A 19183-nucleotide genomic window follows, 5' to 3' on the forward strand; every position below is an offset into this window, starting at 1 on the left:
TAAATTTACTTTAGAATTTGTATTTTTTGCTAAAATACCACTTTAAAAAATTACAAAGGAAGTTAAAATGCAATTTCAAACCGAAGTCAATCAGCTTTTACAGCTTATGATACATTCTTTATATTCTAATAAAGAAATTTTTTTAAGAGAACTTATTTCAAATGCAAGCGATGCTTTAGATAAGCTTAATTTTTTAAGCGTAAGTGATGATAAATATAAAAGCTTAAAATTTGAACCTAAAATTGAAATCAAAATTGATAAAGATAAAAAAACTTTAAGTATTAGTGATAATGGTATAGGTATGGATAAAGATGATCTTATCAACAACCTTGGAACCATAGCAAAAAGTGGCACTAAAAGCTTTTTAGAAAATTTGAGCGGTGATGCTAAAAAAGATTCTCAACTCATAGGACAATTTGGAGTAGGTTTTTATTCTGCTTTTATGGTGGCTAGCAAAATCGAAGTTTTAAGTAAAAAAGCTTTAGATGATAAAGCTTATCTTTGGAGTTCCGATGCAAATGGTTATGAGATTAATGACGCAAGCAAAGAAGAACAAGGAACAAGCATTACTTTATATTTAAAAGATGATGAGTTTGCTAATACTTATAAAATCGAAAGCATTATAGAAAAATATTCTAATCATATTCAATTTCCAATTTTCATGGAAAAAGAAGAATTTACTCCTGCTAAAGAGGGCGAAGAAGAAGGAAAAACTGAACTTAAAATTTCTCAAATCAATAAAGCCAATGCTTTATGGAGAATGCAAAAATCAAGCCTTAAAGCAGAAGATTATGAAAGATTTTATGAGCAAAATTTTCATGATTCAAACAAACCTTTACTTTATCTTCACACTAAAAGCGAAGGAAAATTAGAATACAATTCCTTATTTTTCATACCACAAAATGCACCTTTTGATTTGTTCCGTGTGGATTATCAAAGCGGCTTAAAACTTTATGTAAAACGTGTATTTATCAGCGATGATGATAAAGAACTTTTACCAACTTATTTGCGTTTTGTGCGTGGGATTATCGATGTAGAAGATTTACCACTTAATGTAAGCCGTGAAATTTTACAAGAAAATCAAATTTTAAAAGGTGTTAAAGAAGCTAGCGTTAAAAAGATTTTAGGTGAACTTGAAAAACTTAAAAACAATGATAAAGAAAAATACTTATCTTTCTTTAAAACCTTTGGTAAGGTATTAAAAGAAGGACTTTATGGTTTTGGCGGAGAAAAAGACAGTCTTTTAAAACTCATGCTTTATAAAAGCACCAAAGGTGAAAATTTACGCTCTTTAGAAGAGTATAAAAATGACCTTCAAGGCGAGCAAAAGGAAATTTTTTATATAGCAGGAAATAATGAAAGTTTATTAAGAGCCTCTCCTTTACTTGAAGAATATAAGCAAAAAAATATAGAAGTTTTACTCATGGATGATGAGATTGATTCTTTAGTAACTCCTATGCTAGAATTTGAAGGTTTGAAATTTGTAGCCATTAATCAAGTAGAAGATAAAAATGAACTAAGCGATGAAGAAAAAAATACTTTTGCTCCACTTGTAGCTAAATTTAAAGAACTTCTAAAAGATCAAGTTGAAGATGTAAGACTAACCAGTCGCTTGAAAGATAGCCCAAGTTGTATAGTTTACGATAAAAATAAACCTGATTTTGCTATGCAACAACTCTTAAAACAAATGGGTCAAGAACAAAATTTCAAACCTATTTTAGAAATCAATCCAAAGCACGCTATTTTTACAGGTCTTAAAAACAACGAAAGTTTTAGTGCAGATATAGCAACCCTAGTTTTAAATATGGCAAAACTAAGCGAAGGTATGGGAGTGGATAATCCTGCTGAATTTAATGCAAGCCTTGCAAAAATTATCAATAAGGCTTTTTCATGATAGAAAATATCCCTGCAAGTCTTTGGACAAAGCAAGATTTAAACGCATATCAAATTTTTGATGTGCGTACTCCTTTAGAATGGGAAGAAGGTATTTTACCTAATGCGCAATGTGTGGCTTTATATGATAATCAAGGGCTTTTAAATGCTAAATTTTTAGATGAATTTCAAAGCAAAAGAGATGAAAGTAAAAAACTTGCTTTTATTTGTCGTAGTGGCCATAGAAGCATGGTTGCAGCTGAATTTATAGCTGAAAAATTGGGACTTGAAAGCATCAATTTAGATGGCGGAATGCTAGCCCTTAAGAGTTATTAATGCTAGGAATTTATTTACTCATAGCAGCTTTGTCTTTTTTAGCTCTTTATTTTGCTGTTAAAAAGCTTACTTTAAATATAGACGAGCAAACCCTTTTAGAGCCTATTAAAATGGATATTTATCCGAAATTTTGTGATTTAATCGATGAAAAAATCAGAGAATTTAAAGAAAATGTCCAAAATACTAATTTAGCATTAAAAAATTCTGATCAAAAAGATGAATTTTTAGAAAAACTTGGGGATTTAAGCAGAGAGTTGACTTTCATACAAACCATGAATTTAAGCAATAAAAACGATAGTATCTGGCAAAATGAACTTTTTTCTTTTTTAAAGGAATTAGAAAATTTATTGCTTGAGTATCTAGAAAAAGGCGAAGAAGAAGCCGAAAATTTAAGAGAATTTCTGATGAATGAATTTGAAAAACTAAAAGGTTAGGCATTGCAAGAGGAAAGAAATTCTTTAAAATATTTTAAATTTATTTCATGGAGTATTTTTACTTTAGTTCTGATTTTTATTTTAATTCGTTATGACGAGCTTGCCAATCTTTTAGCAGGAGTGGCAATACTTCTTATTGGAATGACTAATTTAGGTATAGGTTTTAAAGCTTTTAGTGGTGGTTTACTTGAAAAAATTTTAGCGAAGTCAACCGATACAAAGATAAAAAGTATACTTTTTGGTACTTTAAGTACTTTAATTATGCAATCTTCAACTTTAGTTTCTATTATTACGATTTCTTTTTTGAGTGCAGGGCTTATTTCTTTGGGTGCGGGCATAGGGATTATTTTTGGAGCAAATTTAGGAAATACGGCAAGCTCTTGGCTGATTGTTGGTTTGACAAATATTAAAATTTCAATGCTAGCTATCCCACTTTTGATTATTGGAGTATTATTTTTCTTTCAAAAAGATAGTGTTTTAAAAGGTTTGGGTAATATTTTTATTGGTATAGGATTTTTCTTTTTGGGTGTGGATTATATTAAAAGTGGTTTTGAAAATTTTAAACATATAATTGATCTTTCTCGTTTTGATTTTGCTGGTTTTAAAGGAGTTTTTGTTTTTTTAGGATTAGGTGCTTTGCTTACAGGAGTTATACAATCAAGCACAGCTACAATGGCTATTATTGTCGCTGCTTTACTTGCAGGACAAATCAGTTTGGAAAATTCCTTAGCAGCAACTTTAGGTACTAGTGTTGGAGGAGTTGTAACGGCTGTTTTAGCTTCTTTAAGTACCAATATTGAAGGAAAGAAATTAGCGTTTGCAAGTTGTATTTTTAATTTTGGTATAGCTTTTTTAATAGTGCTTATTTTTCCTTATTTTATACATTTTCTTAATTTTTTATCCATTGTATTAAACATAGAAGATATAGCTTTGAAAGTAGCATTATTTCACACTTTGTTTAATTTAATTGGTGTTGTGCTTTTTTCATTCTTTACTCCTCAAATTGTTCTTTTTTTAAATAAGATAGTAAAAGCTCCTAAAGATAAGAATAAAGACAAGCCTTTATATCTTGATAGTAGTTTGGTTAAGTTTAGTGACACAGCCATCGAAGCTTTAAGGAAAGAAAGCGAGCATCTTTATAACAATACCTATGCAATTGTTGCTCATGCTATAGGTTTTAGTCGTAAAGATATACAAAGTGATAAAAGTTTTAAAGAAATTTTAGAAAATAAAAAGTGGTTTAGTAAAAATGTGGATTTGGACTATTTGTATCAAACTAGGATAAAGGTTCTTTTTGAAGCTATTATCGATTTTTCAACTAAAGCACAAGTTTATATTAACGATGAAACAAAGAATCATAAAATTTTTACCTTTAAGATGGCAGCTAAAAATTTAGCCGAAACAACTAAAAATTTAAAAATTATCCAAGCAAATATTAAGAAATATTCTAGTTCTTCTAATGAATTTTTGGCTTTAGAGTACAATAAAATTAGATCGAATTTAGGAGAGCTTTTAAGAAGTATCGAAGAGCTTAGAGTTGTTGAAGATCGTGAAAAGCTTTATTTGATTATTAAAAATCTTCAAAAAGGAAAAGAAATTTTAAAAGAAATCGATACTTTAACCTTGAGCAATGTTGAACATCTTATTTCAGTAAGAAAAATCACAACAGCTGAAGGAATTTCAATACTTAATGATACAACTTTTGCTGCTAAGATTGCTGAAGAACTTATAGGTGCTGTTGAGGTGATATTTTCTAAAGATATATCAAACTAGTTGTTTGTGCTAGTTTAGTTATTGTCTTGTATAGGCGTTAGAAATTCTTCATTGATTAAAATATCAACAACATCTTTAAACATAGGCAAAGCACTTTGTGCAGCATAATAACTATAAGGTTTAGTAGGATGTCTTACGAGAACTCCTATGGTATAGGCGTGATTTAAATCATTTGCAAAACCAAAAAAGGATGCATTGTAGCGATTTGAGGTGTAACCTTGTCTTTCGGCTATTCTTGCCGTTCCTGTTTTACCTCCTGCAATAATACCTTGTGTAATTGCCTTTTTTCCTGTTCCTTTTTCTATAACATTTATAAGAACATTTTGCATCGTTTTAGCGGCTTCGCTAGAAAGAATTTTTTCTTTTTTTACATCATCATCAAGATTTGTAAAGCGTCCATTTTGATAGAATTTTTCAGCTAAACGTGGTGTGATATAAAACCCATCATTGTTGAAAACATTATAAGCTGCAAGGAGTTGTATAAAGGTTGTTTTAAGTCCATAACCATAACTTAAAACAGATTTTTCTATATCTCTTAAGCGCTTAGGATTTGGAATTTCTCCTTTTTGTTCATAGGGTAGATCAATACCACTTTTTTCGCCAAATTTAAATATTTTAAGCCCTGATACGATTTCTATATTGTTAAGTCTTTTAGCAATTTGTATCATGCCTATATTTGAAGAATATCTTATAACTTCCTCCATAGTCATTTTGTCCATTTTGTGATCGTCTTTGATGGTGAAACGTCCTAGCTTGTAAGAACCGCCATAAGTATTAATCACTTCATCCATTTTTATTTTACCAAGTCTTAAGGCTGTTGTAAAGATAAAAGGTTTGATAACAGAACCTGCTTCATAGCCGTATTCTATAGCGCTTGCATTAAGAACTGATAGATCCTTTCCGCGATTTTGTGGGTCATAACGCCTTGAGCTTGCTAGAGCTAAAATTCTTCCTGTTTTACTTTCCATTACCCCAACGATGATTTCATTGGCTTTTAAATCCTCATTTCTTTGATCTATAGCTTTCTCTATACTTTTTTGCAGTTTTAAAGAAAGATTTAAATATAAATCACAACCATTGATCTTTTTTTGTTGTAGTGAATTTAGATTTAAAATAATATTTCCACCTATATCTTTAAGTCCTTGAATTTTTTCATTTTGAACAGGGCTTAGACATGCATCGTAGTATTTTTCTAAACCTTTAACTCCTATATTTTTTAAAATTCCACTTTCTGGATCTAATATCATTTTAGTATAACCGATAATAGGAGTAAAAGAATCTTTTGACATGTAAATTCTATCTTCTTCATGTTCGATGATATTTAATCCTCTTGTTTCAACTCTTCCTGAGTTATTTGTAAAAGCTTTGAAAAAACCTTGTATATAAAGTTTTTTAGCAAGATCTTTAAGGTAGCTTGCTTGCTTGGAGTCTAAGTTTTGTAAAAGAACAAAATTATAAGAGCGTTTTTTTTGATTTTGCATTCTTTTTTTAATATCTGCTACTTGATCGTTACTTATCCCACTATAAATTTGAAAAAGCTTTAAAAATAGATCAAATTTATCTTTGTTAATGCTTCTAAGATCAATTTCAGCACGATAAATTTGTTTAGAACTTGTGATAGTAAAATTATCTTTGGTTATAATCGATCCTCTTAGAGCAAGAGCGTATTGATCTTTTTCAGTGTTAGGTATATGACGTTTTGATGTAAGAAAAAAAGTAGAGCTGATAAAAATAATCATAAACAAAAGTGCCATGCAGTAGGCAAAGGCAACTTTTGAAACCCTATTTTTTTTATATTCTTGCATTAGGGTTTAAATTTGAGTTCTTGTGATTTCTTTATAAGCACTGATCGCTTTATTTCTTACTTCTAGCATAAATTTCATGCTGCTTTCAGCTTTAGTGATAGCTATAGCTGCTTGATGTAAATCTTTTACTTGTCCTGTGGCAATGTCTGTCATTGCAGCTTCTCCACTTTCTTGTGCTTTATTTAAATCATCGATTTCATTTTTAAGCATCTTGGCAAATTCATCACCAATTCCTGTGGAATTTTGACTTTTGTTGGTATTTGAAATATTATTATTTAATCTTAAATCATTAATATTGTTCATTTTTTATTATCCTCTTAATAAATCAATCGCACTTTGAGCTATAGTTTTTGCACTTGTAAAAGCACTTACATTGGCTTGATAAGCTCTTGTAGCTTCAATCAAATCTGCCATTTCAATAACAGGGTTTACATTTGGATACGCTACATAACCTTCAGCATTTGCATCAGGATGGCTTGGATCATACTTCATACGAAAATCTTTGTCATCTCTGACCACTTTATCCACTACAACACTTTGAATAGCAGGTTTAGCTTCTTCTGGCGAACTTGGATCATTTAAAGGATTTTCATATTTTAAAAAATTATTATCTTTGTTAATTCGCTCATTTAAAAGCTTATCAAAATCTGTTGCTTTAAAGATCACTTCGCGTCTTCTATAAGGCCCACCTTCAGCTGTTCTTGTAGTGTTTGCATTAGCTATATTAGAGCTAATAACATTCATTCTAAAACGTTGAGCACTTAAACCATAACCACTAATATCAAAATCACTTAAGTATGCCATAATTTACCTTTAACTTAATTTAGAGCTTGCATCAAGTATAGAACTAAAGATATTGCTTTGTCTTCTTAAAACTCCATCAAGAGCTGTTATCATAACTGTATTTTTACTCATTTCTGTAGTTTCTACATCTAGATCAACAGTATTTGCATCATTTCTTGCCAAATGACCATCTCTTAAGTAAATAGTAGATTTACTAGGATCAGGAAATTTCCAAGGTTTTTGATGCCCTTCTTCGGTTACTGCCAATTCTAATTCTTTTTTGTCATTTTTTTTGAAAATTTCATTTGCACGATTTACCAAAGCTGTTTCAAATTCAATATCTCTTGCTTTATAAAAAGGAGTATCAACATTTGCAAGATTGGCATTGATGAGTTGATTTCTTAGATTTCTACCCGCTAAAGCACCAGTGACTAGTTCTTTTGATTTAAATGGGTTAATCATTTTTTATCCTTTTTATAATTTTTAATATTAACAAGCAAATACTGTTCCAATTTAACTGTTTTGTATAAAAATATCAAAATTATTTTCCTTTTTGTAAATTTATGGCTTTATTGTGATCATCTATATTTGTGCTAAAAATATGAACTCCAGTATTTTTATCACGCACAAAATATAAATAATCTGTCTTTAAAGGAAAAATAGCTGCACGAATAGCAGCTAAAGAAACATTACAAACCGCTTCTTTAGGCAATCCTGTAAATTTATAGGTATTATAAAAGCTATTATCTTGTCTTATTCTTTGTGGGGTAACTTTTACATGGGAGTAAATTCCATAATTTAAAGTTCCATCCATTTGAAGCTTCATACCTTTTTTAAGTCGATTGTAAATTACGCTTGCAACTATAGGCATTTCATTGTCATTAGCAGCTTCTTTTTGTATTACAGAAGCGATGATGATATATTGGTGCCATTTTTTTGGATTATAATCACCAAAAATTTTCTCAGAAGTTTTTTTATTGGAAATTTCAGCATGGTTTAAAAGCATTTGAATGAGTAGATTTTCTGTAATGCCTTTCGGGATTTTATAAGTTTCTGGTAAAAAAACTCCTTCATCATAAGGAGCTTGAGCTTGAAATTCTTTTAAAAGTATATCTTTATCAAGTCCAAGTTGTTTGGCTGCTTGTTCTAGAAAGATTACGCTTGTTTCTCCTGGGATAAGAGTAATGGTTTGAAGTGCTGCTTTAGCAATAGTGAGTTTATGTAGAAATTCAGCTCTATTTAAATCTTTTGTACCTATGTTGATCCAGCCTGATTGAGGGTGTCCTAAAAAAAATAAAATATATTTATCAATATTACTCATCTGATATTTATTTTGCTTTAAATATGTTATAATTTGAGAAATTGAACCTTGGGGAATAAATACCACAGAATTGCTTTTTAAAGGCTGAGTTAGATAATAAAAAATCCCCAAAATAAATATCAAAAAGAAGTTGCGTATGAAAAAGAAAATTTTATATATTGTTGTATTTTTTGTTGTGCTTATATTAGCTTTGTTTATAGTGCTTAAAAATGGAATTGTCATCTCTAGTATCCAATTTGATTTTTTAAAATTGGAACAATTATATATTAAATTAGATAAAAAATTAATTGTACGAGCAAAAAATATCACTATAAATGAGACTCAAAATTCCGAAATTTCATCACAAACCCACTCTTCTGATAATGCTTCAACAGAGATTTTAAAAATAACAAAAAATTTAAAATATCTATATACTTTTGTTAAAGAGATTGATATACAAAATTTAAATATAAAAGATAATCATGTGCGTATTTTATTTAAAGATAATGAATTTTTTATAGATAATGATTTATTGTTTTTAAAATTAACATTACAGCGTCAAAATAAAGAACTTATAGCTGATATTAAAAAACTTTTATTAAAAGATTATGATTTAAGTATTGATGGAAATTTAAGCATCAATACTAAGAGCGAGTTTTATTATTTTCAAGGTAGAGCAAGTGGAGAATTGCTTGACTTTAACGCAAGCATCTCTTACAAAGATAAAAATTTAGCTTATAAAATAGAAGATTTAAACATTAGAAATATTACGGAAATTTTTAAAAGAGTTAATAAAAGAATAGAACTTCCGCAGAGTTTAAATCTTTGGGTAGCATATAGGGCTAAGGGAGAATTTTATCATTTAGATTATTTGCAGGGCTTTATAGATTTTACTAAAGATAATTATTATTTAGACAATATTAGTGCATCAGGTTATGTTAATAATGTCAAAGTTCGCTTGGATGATAAAATGAATGCTATTGAAATTCCAAAACTCGATTTAAATTTAAACAAACAAAAGCTCGATTTTGTCTTTAATAAAGCTTTCTATAATGGTGCTGATTTAAGTTCTAGTAAGGTTTATCTATATGATTTGTTTGATGAAAAAAAAGTTGGGATTTATTTGCGCATTAAGTCTGATAATCTAAAATTTGACGAAAAACTTGCTAAAGCTTTAGAGGATTATCATTTTTCACTACCTTTTTATCAAAAAAGCGGAAAAATTAAAAGTGATTTGGAGCTTAAAATTGATTTTCATGATAAGGGTGAAATTTCTTATAGTGGTATTTTAGCTTTAGAGAATGCTAGTATTTCTTTGGCTGATTTTAATATTACAAAAGCATTTGTAAAATTAAATCAAAATGATTTAAATATAGAAAATGCCAGTGTTAAAAATGGCTTTTTAGAAGCTGATTTTAATGCTAAATTTGACTTACAAAAACAGCAAGGAAATTTCAATACTCAGATTTCAAGGCTTTATTTTGACAATGGAGAGCTTTTAGATTTAAAAAATCAAAATGTAGAAGTAAAATTAGATTATTCGCAAAATGTTAATATTAGCATTCCTCAGTGGAATTTGATTTTAAATTTTAAAGATGGACTTGAGGCTAATCTTAATAATCCTAAGATTTTATTTTCATTTTCTCCATTACTTAAAAAGCTTGGGTTTATCGATGCTAAAAATGTTTATTATAAAACTTTAAATTTTGAAGATTTTAATGCAAGTGTTAATGATACTTATTTTAAAAATAATTTACTTATCAACGGTCAAACTCCTTATGAAAATGATAGCTTTGATATTGTAAAAAATAAGGGCATTATGGAAATTCATACTCAAAGTGATACAGCAAGTGCTAAAATAAGTTCTGATAATAAAGAAATTCATTTAAAAAATTTAAGTTATATTTATAGAAAACATTCCAACTCTTCAAATTCAACATTTGATATTGCTACTAATACCCAAAATATTAGTTTTGGTGGAGCAAATGTAGCTTTAATTTTGGCAGATTCTAATAAAACTTTGGCTTTTGATAGAGTAGAAGCTGATTTAAAAGGCAATGCTTTAGATCTTAAAGGTTCTAGAGGAAATGCAAAATTTGATCTTTATTATTCTTCTAATGATTTAAATTTAAACGTTAGCAATATTGATGATAATTATTTAAATGAGTTTTTACAAAAACAAGCTGTTCAAGATGGAGTGTTTAACTTAAGTATAAAAGGAAGTGGATTGGAGTATTTTGATGGACAGATCGATTTTAAAAATACTTATGTGAAGGATTTAAGAGGTATAAATCAGCTTATTTCCTTCATCGATACTGTACCAAGTTTATTGATGTTTAAATCTCCAACTTTTAATCAAAAAGGTTTAAGCTTACATGATGGAAAGATTATTTTTAATAGAAAAAAAGATCTTTTAAGTGTTTCAGCTATTAATTTAAATGGCGATAGTGTAGATATATATGGTTTAGGATCAGCAAATTTAAGATTAAATACAGTGGATTTTAGTTTAGAGCTTAAAACTTTAAAATCAGCTTCAGAAGCTATATCCAAGGTTCCAATTTTAAATTATGTAATTTTAGGTAAAAATCAAGAAATTAGCACAAACTTAAAAATAGATGGAAGTATAGATGACCCTAAATTTCATACCGAAATTTTAACAGATACCCTAAAAACCCCTTTTAATCTTATTAAAAATATCATACAACTTCCTGCTAATTTACTTAATTAAAAATATTTAAAGTTTGTTTGAAAACTAAAACAAACTTTAAACTTACTCTTGCATTTTTTTTTATTTGTAATATACTTAAAAATGAAAATAAAAATAAGTATTTTAAAGGACTAAAAATGCAAATTACTTATACCTTAACAGATGAGTCTCCAGCTCTTGCGACTTATTCGTTTTTGCCTATAGTGAAAGCTTTTTTAAGTAGGGCACATATAGGAGTAAAAACCTCGGATATTTCTTTGTCTGGAAGGATTTTAGCTACTTTTAGTGAGTATTTAAAAGAGGAACAAAGATGTGAAGATGCTTTAGAACTTTTAGGTGAGCTTGTCAAAAGATCGGATGCAAATCTTATTAAAACCCCAAATATTTCAGCTTCTATTCCTCAGCTTAAGGCGGCGATTAAAGAATTGCAAGATAAGGGTTACATGTTACCAAATTACCCAGATGAGCCAAAAAATGATGAAGAATTGCAAATTAAAACAAAATATCAAAAAGTTTTAGGTTCAGCAGTTAATCCTGTATTAAGACAAGGAAATTCAGATCGTCGTTCAACAAAAGCGGTAAAAGATTATGCAAAAAACAATCCTTATCGTGTGGTTGAGTTTAATCCAAACTCAAAAACTCGTGTTTCTTACATGAAAGAAGGGGATTTTTTCTCTAATGAAAAAGCGGTTTTAATCGATCAAGATTGTGTGGCTAATATAGAATTTACAAGCGTTGATGGTAAAAAAGAAATTTTAAAAGAGGGCTTAAAACTTGAAAAAAATGAAATTTTAGACGCTACTTTTATGGATGTGCAAAAACTTCAGGAATTTTATACAAAAGAAATTAAAGCAAGCAAAGATGATGATGTGCTTTTTTCTTTGCATTTAAAAGCTACAATGATGAAAGTAAGTGATCCTATACTTTTTGGTTATGCGGTAAAAGTATTTTTTAAAGAATTATTTATCGAATTTCAAGATGAATTTGAAAAATTAGGCATTAATCCAAATAATGGTTTAAGTGAGCTTTTAAGTAAGATCGAAAATTTAAGCAAAAAAGATGAAATTTTAAAAAAATACAATGAAATTTTAGCTAAATCTGCAGATATTTCTATGGTAAATTCAGATAAAGGCATTACAAATCTTCATGTTCCAAGCGATGTTATCGTTGATGCTTCTATGCCTGCAATGCTTAAAAATGGCGCAAGATTGTGGGATAAGGAAGGTAAGGAAAAGGACACAAATGCCGTAATTCCTGATCAAACTTACGCAACTATTTATGAGGCGGTTATTGAAGATTTGCATAAAAATGGTACTTTAAATCCTTCAAAACTTGGCAGTGTATCTAATGTAGGTTTAATGGCTAAAAAAGCTCAAGAATATGGATCGCACGATAAAACCTTTGTGGCTAAAGAAGAAGGAACTTTTAAAATAGTTTCTAACGGTAAAGTTTTATTAGAACATAAGGTTAGAAAAGGTGATATTTATAGAGCTAATCAGGCTAAATTTGATGCAGTGTTAAATTGGATTGATTTAGGTATAGAAAGATCAGAACTTAGTGGAGCCGAAGCTATTTTTTGGTTAGATAGCAAAAGAGCTAGTAATAAAATCATGATAACTTTGGTACAAAATCGTTTAAAAGAAAAGGGTAAAAATGTAGCCATTTTAACTCCAAAAGAAGCTTGTTTAAGAAGTTTAGAGTTAATCCGAGAAGGTAAAGATGTTATTTCTATCACGGGTAATGTTTTAAGGGATTATTTAACCGATCTTTTTCCTATTTTAGAGCTTGGAACAAGTGCAAAAATGCTTTCTGTTGTGCCTATGTTAAATGGTGGAGCTATGTTTGAAACAGGAGCAGGGGGTTCAGCACCTAAACAAGTAGAACAATTAGTCGAAGAAAATCATCTGCGTTGGGATAGTTTGGGTGAATTTTTGGCTTTGCAAGCAAGTTTGGAATTTTATGCAAATAAGTGTGGCAATCATAAAGCTAAGGTTTTAGCAGAATGTCTTGATGAGGCTATAGGCGAATGGCTTGAAAATAATAAAGCTCCATCAAGAAAAGTCAAAGAAGATGATAATAGAACAAGTCATTTTTATTTAGCAATGTATTTTGCAAATCATTTAGCAAGACAGGCAAGTGATATGGAGCTTCAAAGCTTTTTTAAAGATATTGCCCTAGAGCTTTCTTCTAATGAAGAAAAAATCAGAGCCGAATTTAACGATGCACAAGGTGTGAAAGTGGATTTGGGTGGGTATTATAAATTTGATGATGAAAAAGCAAATAAAATCATGCGTCCAAGTGCAACTTTTAACGCTATTTTAGAAAAAATAGGACAAAGATGAAAATCACTGTTATAGGGGCTGGCAATGTAGGTTCAAGCGTAGCTTATGCTTTGATTTTAAGAGAAATAGCAAATGAAATTGTTTTAGTAGATATTAACGAGGATTTGCTTTACGCAAAAGAACTAGAGCTTACTCAAAGCATAGCTGCTTTAAATTTAAATATAGATTTACTTTGCACTAAAGATTATACTCATACCAAAAATTCAGATATAGTGCTTTTTAGTGCAGGTTTTGCTAGAAAAGATGGGCAAAGTAGAGAAGAATTGCTTCAGTTAAATACAAGCATTATGCTTGATTGTGCTAAAAAAATTAAAGATTTTACAGAAGATCCGCTTTTTATTATTTTAACTAATCCTGTGGATTTTCTACTTAATACTCTTTATGAAAGCGGGATTTTTTCATCAAAGAAAATTATAGCCATGGCGGGTGTTTTAGACAATGCAAGATTTAAGTATGAACTTGCCAAAAAACTTAATGTCAAAATGTCAAGAGTGGATACAAGACTTATTGGTTTTCATAATGATGATATGGTTTTGGTAAAATCTTACGCAAGTGTTAAAAATAAAAATATAAGCGAATTTTTAAATGAAGAAGAATTTGAGGATTTAGAAAATGAAGTTAAAACAGGCGGAGCTAAAGTAATCAAACATCTTAAAACTTCAGCTTATTTAGCCCCTGCTAGTGCTTGTATAAGAATGCTTGAGTCTATAAGAAGTGGCGAGTTTTTACCTATGAGTGTGATTTTACATGGGGAATTTGGAGTGCAAAACAAAGCCTTGGGAGTTATGGCAAGATTAGGACTTGAAGGTGTGATTGAAATCATGAAAATGGATCTTAGTTTGCAAGAAAAAGACAAATTAGAAAAATCTTTAATCAAATATCAATATAAAGGAGAATAAATGAACATACATGAGTATCAAGCAAAAGCAATTTTTGCAGACAATGGTATCCCTACCTTAAAGGGAAAAGTTGCATTTAGCGTAGATGAAGCTGTGGCTAATGCTAAAGAATTAGGCGGTAGTGTTTGGGCAGTTAAAGCTCAAATTCACGCAGGAGGCCGTGGTCTTGGTGGTGGTGTTAAAATCGCTAAGAATTTAGATGAGGTAAAAGATTACACAAGTAAAATTTTAGGAATAAATTTAGTAACTCATCAAACAGGACCTGAAGGCAAACTTGTGCAAAAACTTTATATAGAAAGTGGCGCTAATATAGTAAAAGAGTATTATTTGGCTATTTTGTTTAATAGAATGGCAGAGCAAATTACCATTATCGCTTCAAGTGAAGGAGGGATGGATATAGAAAAAGTAGCCAAAGAAAGTCCTGAAAAAATTGCAAAAGTAGGTATTGATCCACAAATTGGATTTAAAATGTTTCATGGACTTGAAGTAGCGAGAGTTTTGGGACTTGATAAAGATGAAGGCAAAAAACTCATTTCTATGATAGCTAAACTTTATAAGCTTTACATGGATAAAGATATGAATATGCTTGAAATTAATCCTTTAATTAAAACTGCAGAAGGGGATTTTTATGCCCTTGATGCAAAATGCAGTTTTGATGATAGTGCGCTTTATCGTCATCCTGAAATTGCTGAACTTAGAGATATTACTGAAGAAAATCCTGCTGAAAGAGAAGCGGCTGAATTTGGCTTAAGCTATGTGAAATTAGATGGAGATGTAGCTTGTATGGTAAATGGTGCGGGTCTAGCAATGGCAACTATGGATATTATTAATTATAGTGGTGCAAAACCTGCAAATTTCTTAGATGTAGGTGGGGGAGCTTCTCCAGAAACTGTTGCAAAGGCTTTTGAAATTATTTTAAGAGATAAAAATGTAAAAGTTATATTTATCAATATCTTTGGTGGTATTGTTCGTTGTGATAGGATAGCAAATGGAATTTTAGAAGCTACTAAGAATGTTGAGGTAAATATTCCAATTGTAGTGCGTCTTGATGGCACTAACGCAGCAGAAGCAAAGACAATTTTAGATAATTCAAATCTTAAAAATATCAAAGCAGCAACCAATCTTAAAAACGGTGCAGAGCTTGTAAAAAGTTTAGTAGGATAAGGATGGAAAATGAGTATATTGGTTAATAAAAATACAAAAGTAATAGTTCAAGGTTTTACAGGTAAAGAAGCAACTTTTCACGCTGAGCAATGCATGGCTTATGGTACAAATATAGTTGGAGGTGTCACCCCTCATAAAGGCGGACAAACTCATTTAGGTAAACCAGTTTTTGATACCGTTGCAGATGCGGTTAAAGCAACAAAGGCTGATGTGAGCTTGATCTTTGTCCCTGCTTTTGCTGTGGGTGATAGCGTGATTGAAGCAGCTGATGCGGGTATTAAGCTTGCAGTTGTAATCACCGAGCATACGCCTGTAAAAGATATGATGTTTGCTAAGCAATATGCTAATAAAAAGGGTATGAAAATCATTGGACCAAATTGTCCAGGTATTATCACTTCTGAAGAATGCAAATTAGGAATTATGCCAGGTTTTATTTTTAAAAAAGGTTGCGTGGGGCTTATTTCAAAAAGTGGAACTTTAACTTATGAAGCTGCTAATCAGGTAGTTCAAGGTGGTTATGGAATTTCTACTGCAGTAGGAATTGGCGGTGATCCTATCATAGGTCTTGCTTATAAAGAACTTTTAAGTGAATTTCAAAAAGATGATGAAACTAAGGCTATTATAATGATAGGCGAAATTGGTGGTAGTTTGGAAGTGGAAGCGGCTAAATTTATTAAAGAAAATATTAGCAAACCTGTGGTAGCATTCATTGCAGGTGCAACTGCTCCTAAAGGCAAAAGAATGGGGCATGCAGGTGCCATAGTAGGAAGTGCTGATGAAAGTGCTGCAGCTAAAAAAGAAGCTTTAAAAAGCTATGGAATTCATGTGGTGGATTCTCCGGCTTTAATTGGTGAAGAAATTCAAAAAATATTAGGTTAATAAAGGAAAAAAACATGAGTATGACAGCTCCAAAAGATACCCCTGTTTGGGTAGATGAGCATAGATGTAAAGCATGTAATATTTGTGTTAGCTATTGCCCCGCTGGGGTTTTAGCTATGCGCGATGATGTGCATGCGGTTTTAGGACAAATGATAGAGGTAGTACACCCTGAATCCTGTATAGGCTGTACCGAGTGTGAGACACATTGCCCTGATTTTGCTATTATGGTGGCAAAAAGAGATGAATTTAAATTTGCCAAACTTACTGCTGAGGCTAAAGATAGAGCTGTAGCCGTAAAAAATAACAAATACAAAAAATTAGCATAGGAAAAATAATGAGAGAAGTTATAGCAACAGGTAATGTTTTAATCGCCAAAGCTGCGATTGATTGTGGATGTAAATTTTTTGGAGGTTATCCTATTACTCCTAGTAGTGAGATAGCTCATGAATTAAGCCATATGCTTCCTGCAAATGATGGAACTTTTATACAAATGGAAGATGAAATTTCAGGTATTAGCGTGGCTATTGGTGCGGCAATGAGTGGAGTAAAATCCATGACTGCAAGTAGCGGTCCTGGAATTTCTTTAAAAGCAGAGCAAATAGGACTTGCATTTATTGCTGAAATTCCACTTGTGATTGTAAATGTTATGAGAGGTGGTCCTTCAACAGGTCTTCCAACTCGTGTAGCACAAGGAGATTTGTTTCAAGCTAAAGCACCAACTCATGGGGATTTTGCAAGTATTGCTATTGCTCCTGCAAGTCTTGAAGAAGCTTATACAGAAACCATTAGAGCGTTTAATTTAGCTGAAAAATATATGACTCCAGTATTTTTACTTATGGATGAAACTGTAGGGCACATGAATGGTAAAGCGGTTTTACCTGATTTAAAAGATATTAAAGTATATAACCGTAAAAAATTTGAAGGCGATAAAAAGGATTATAAACCTTATGCAGCAGGAGAAAATGAGCCTGCAACTTTAAATCCTTTCTTTACAGGTTATCGTTATCATGTTACAGGACTTCATCATGGAGATATAGGTTTTCCAACTGAAGATGGAGTTATAGTGAAAAAAAATATGGAAAGACTCATAGGTAAAATAAAAAACAATCAAGAAGATATTTGTACTTATGAAGAGTATATGCTTGATGATGCTGAGTTTTTAATCATTGCTTATGGAAGCGTGAGTCGTTCAGCAAAAGAAGCTATACAAAGATTAAGAGAGCAAGGGATTAAAGTGGGGCTTTTCCGTCCGATTACTCTTTATCCAGTGGCTGAGAAAAAAATCGCTGAAGTTGTAAGCAAATTTAAAAAAGTAATGGTAAGCGAGCTTAATATGGGACAATATCTTGAAGAGATTGAAAGAGTAACTTCGCGTCGCGATTTTATTAGTTTGCACCGTGCAAATGGTCGTCCTATCACTCCAAGTGAAATTATTGCTAAGGTAAAGGAGAATATATAAATGGCTTTTAATTATGATGAATATCTAAGAGTAGATAAAATGCCTACTCAATGGTGTTGGGGATGTGGCGATGGTGTTGTTTTAAAATGTATTATCCGCGCGATAGAAAAACTTGGTTGGAATATGGATGATGTTTGTCTTGTTTCGGGTATAGGTTGTAGTGGCAGAATGAGTTCTTATGTAAATTGCAATACAGTTCATACTACTCATGGTAGAGCAATAGCTTATGCAACAGGCATTAAACTAGCCAATCCTAGTAAACATGTTATTGTAGTAAGTGGAGATGGGGATACTTTGGCAATTGGTGGAAATCATACCATACATGGTTGTCGCAGAAATATTGATTTAACACATATTGTAATCAATAATTTCATCTATGGACTTACAAATTCTCAAACAAGTCCAACTACTCCAAAAGGTTTTTATACAGTAACAGCTCAATTTGGAAATATTGACCCCAATTTTGATGCGTGTGAATTAACTAAAGCTGCAGGAGCTTCTTTTGTGGCAAGGGGTAATGTGATAGAAGCTAATAAGCTTGAAAATTTAATTTATAAGGCTTTAGCGCATAAGGGTTATAGTTTTGTAGATGTTTTTTCAAATTGTCATATCAATCTAGGCAGAAAAAACAAAATGGGCGAAGCTGTAGCTATGCTTGATTGGATTAAAAATCGTGTTGTGGATAAAGCTAAATTTGAAAGCATGGATTTTGAAGAAAGAAAAGATAAATTTCCAACAGGAATTTTACATGAAGATAATTCTCAGCCAGAATACTGCCACGCTTATGAAGAAGTACGTCGTGCAGCCAAAGAAAAAAGAATGGTGGATTTAGGAGCTTTAAAATGAAATATCAATTAAGATTTGGCGGTGAAGGCGGACAAGGTGTTATCACCGCAGGAGAAATTTTAGCAGAAGCAGCCATTAAAGAAGGTCGTCAAGCTTTTAAGGCTTCTACTTATACTTCACAAGTGCGTGGCGGTCCTACTAAGGTGGATATTATCATTGATGATAAAGAAATTTTATTTCCTTATGCTGTAGAAGGGGAAGTAGATTTTATGCTTTCGACTGCAGATAAGGGTTATAAAGGTTTTCGTGGGGGTGTAAAAGAAGGAGGTATTATAGTTGTAGAGCCAAATTTAGTACATCCTGAAAGTGAAGATTATAAAAAATGGCAAATTTTTGAAATCCCTATTATTACCATAGCTAAAGATGAGGTAGGAAATGTGGCTACTCAATCAGTTGTTGCACTTGCAATTGCTGCTTATATGAGCAAATGTATAGATTTAGATGTTTTAAAAGAAACTATGCTTCATATGGTTCCTGCAAAAACTCGTGATGCAAATGCTAAAGCTTTTGATCTGGGTGTAAAATACGCCACTCAAGCAAAACCATATTCATAATAAATTCCGCATCATGCGGAATTTAACTTC

Annotated in this window: 18 protein-coding genes; 13 read left to right on the forward strand and 5 right to left on the reverse strand. The window is 31.1% G+C overall.

Features of this window, described 5'->3' with window-relative positions; translation table 11 throughout:
• The first annotated feature begins 67 nt into the window (after window positions 1–67).
• Genes htpG through OT390_RS02780 form a run of 4 tightly spaced genes read left to right on the forward strand, consistent with a single transcriptional unit; the run spans window position 68 to window position 4415 of the window.
• On the forward strand, window positions 68–1894 hold the full coding sequence (gene htpG, locus OT390_RS02765) for a molecular chaperone HtpG (protein WP_043012761.1): 1827 nt from the start codon (window positions 68–70) through the stop codon (window positions 1892–1894).
• Window positions 1891–2208: a rhodanese-like domain-containing protein gene (locus tag OT390_RS02770; protein ID WP_002859921.1), complete on the forward strand. Its 318-nt coding sequence runs from the start codon at window positions 1891–1893 to the stop codon at window positions 2206–2208. The genes htpG and OT390_RS02770 overlap by 4 nt, the downstream gene beginning before the upstream one ends.
• Complete coding sequence (locus tag OT390_RS02775) at window positions 2208–2642, forward strand: hypothetical protein (RefSeq protein ID WP_002859922.1); 435 nt, start codon at window positions 2208–2210, stop codon at window positions 2640–2642. The genes OT390_RS02770 and OT390_RS02775 overlap by 1 nt, the downstream gene beginning before the upstream one ends.
• A 3-nt stretch (window positions 2643–2645) precedes the next feature.
• Window positions 2646–4415 carry a Na/Pi cotransporter family protein gene (locus OT390_RS02780; protein WP_002867673.1) on the forward strand — a complete coding sequence of 590 codons (1770 nt, stop codon included), beginning with the start codon at window positions 2646–2648 and terminating at the stop codon, window positions 4413–4415.
• 14 nt (window positions 4416–4429) lie between these two features.
• On the opposite strand, the gene OT390_RS02785 is transcribed toward OT390_RS02780, so the two are convergent.
• From OT390_RS02785 to mltG, 5 genes are all read right to left on the reverse strand, one after another.
• Entirely contained in the window at window positions 4430–6220 is a 1791-nt protein-coding gene (locus OT390_RS02785; protein WP_002867674.1) for a penicillin-binding protein 2, read from the reverse strand.
• Window positions 6221–6226: 6 nt separating this feature from the next.
• Window positions 6227–6523, reverse strand: coding sequence for a flagellar hook-basal body complex protein FliE (gene fliE / locus OT390_RS02790; protein WP_002856884.1), 297 nt, complete (start codon window positions 6521–6523; stop codon window positions 6227–6229).
• A 6-nt stretch (window positions 6524–6529) separates the two neighbouring features.
• Complete coding sequence (flgC, locus tag OT390_RS02795; RefSeq protein ID WP_002867675.1) at window positions 6530–7024, reverse strand: flagellar basal body rod protein FlgC; 495 nt, start codon at window positions 7022–7024, stop codon at window positions 6530–6532.
• A gap of 9 nt (window positions 7025–7033) precedes the next feature.
• A complete protein-coding gene (flgB, locus tag OT390_RS02800) occupies window positions 7034–7465 on the reverse strand; it encodes a flagellar basal body rod protein FlgB (RefSeq protein WP_002859066.1) in 432 nt (143 codons plus the stop codon).
• Between the two features lie 79 nt (window positions 7466–7544).
• A complete protein-coding gene (gene mltG / locus OT390_RS02805; RefSeq protein ID WP_002859925.1) occupies window positions 7545–8546 on the reverse strand; it encodes an endolytic transglycosylase MltG in 1002 nt (333 codons plus the stop codon).
• Between mltG and OT390_RS02810 the strand changes: the two genes are divergently transcribed.
• From OT390_RS02810 to OT390_RS02850, 9 genes are all read left to right on the forward strand, one after another.
• Window positions 8461–11031 (forward strand): DUF3971 domain-containing protein, encoded by a 2571-nt coding sequence (locus tag OT390_RS02810; RefSeq protein ID WP_014516716.1) that lies wholly within the window; start codon window positions 8461–8463, stop codon window positions 11029–11031. The two genes, mltG and OT390_RS02810, sit on opposite strands and share 86 nt — an antisense overlap.
• Window positions 11032–11147: 116 nt before the next feature.
• Window positions 11148–13352 carry an NADP-dependent isocitrate dehydrogenase gene (locus OT390_RS02815; RefSeq protein WP_406611508.1) on the forward strand — a complete coding sequence of 735 codons (2205 nt, stop codon included), beginning with the start codon at window positions 11148–11150 and terminating at the stop codon, window positions 13350–13352.
• Window positions 13349–14251: a malate dehydrogenase gene (locus OT390_RS02820; RefSeq protein ID WP_002858544.1), complete on the forward strand. Its 903-nt coding sequence runs from the start codon at window positions 13349–13351 to the stop codon at window positions 14249–14251. Before OT390_RS02815 ends, OT390_RS02820 begins: the two co-directional genes overlap by 4 nt.
• A complete protein-coding gene (gene sucC, locus OT390_RS02825) occupies window positions 14252–15415 on the forward strand; it encodes an ADP-forming succinate--CoA ligase subunit beta (RefSeq protein WP_014516718.1) in 1164 nt (387 codons plus the stop codon).
• A 9-nt stretch (window positions 15416–15424) separates the two neighbouring features.
• A complete protein-coding gene (sucD, locus tag OT390_RS02830) occupies window positions 15425–16294 on the forward strand; it encodes a succinate--CoA ligase subunit alpha (protein ID WP_002859070.1) in 870 nt (289 codons plus the stop codon).
• Between the two features lie 14 nt (window positions 16295–16308).
• Window positions 16309–16620: a 4Fe-4S binding protein gene (locus OT390_RS02835; RefSeq protein ID WP_002854819.1), complete on the forward strand. Its 312-nt coding sequence runs from the start codon at window positions 16309–16311 to the stop codon at window positions 16618–16620.
• 8 nt (window positions 16621–16628) lie between these two features.
• On the forward strand, window positions 16629–17753 hold the full coding sequence (locus tag OT390_RS02840; RefSeq protein WP_002858560.1) for a 2-oxoglutarate synthase subunit alpha: 1125 nt from the start codon (window positions 16629–16631) through the stop codon (window positions 17751–17753).
• A complete protein-coding gene (locus OT390_RS02845; RefSeq protein WP_002854895.1) occupies window positions 17754–18599 on the forward strand; it encodes a 2-oxoglutarate ferredoxin oxidoreductase subunit beta in 846 nt (281 codons plus the stop codon).
• Window positions 18596–19153, forward strand: a complete 558-nt coding sequence (locus OT390_RS02850; RefSeq protein ID WP_002812564.1) for a 2-oxoacid:acceptor oxidoreductase family protein — start codon at window positions 18596–18598, stop codon at window positions 19151–19153. The genes OT390_RS02845 and OT390_RS02850 overlap by 4 nt, the downstream gene beginning before the upstream one ends.
• Window positions 19154–19183 lie beyond the last annotated feature (30 nt).

This window comes from Campylobacter sp. CFSAN122748, assembly GCF_045277125.1.
Classification (GTDB): domain Bacteria; phylum Campylobacterota; class Campylobacteria; order Campylobacterales; family Campylobacteraceae; genus Campylobacter_D; species Campylobacter_D jejuni.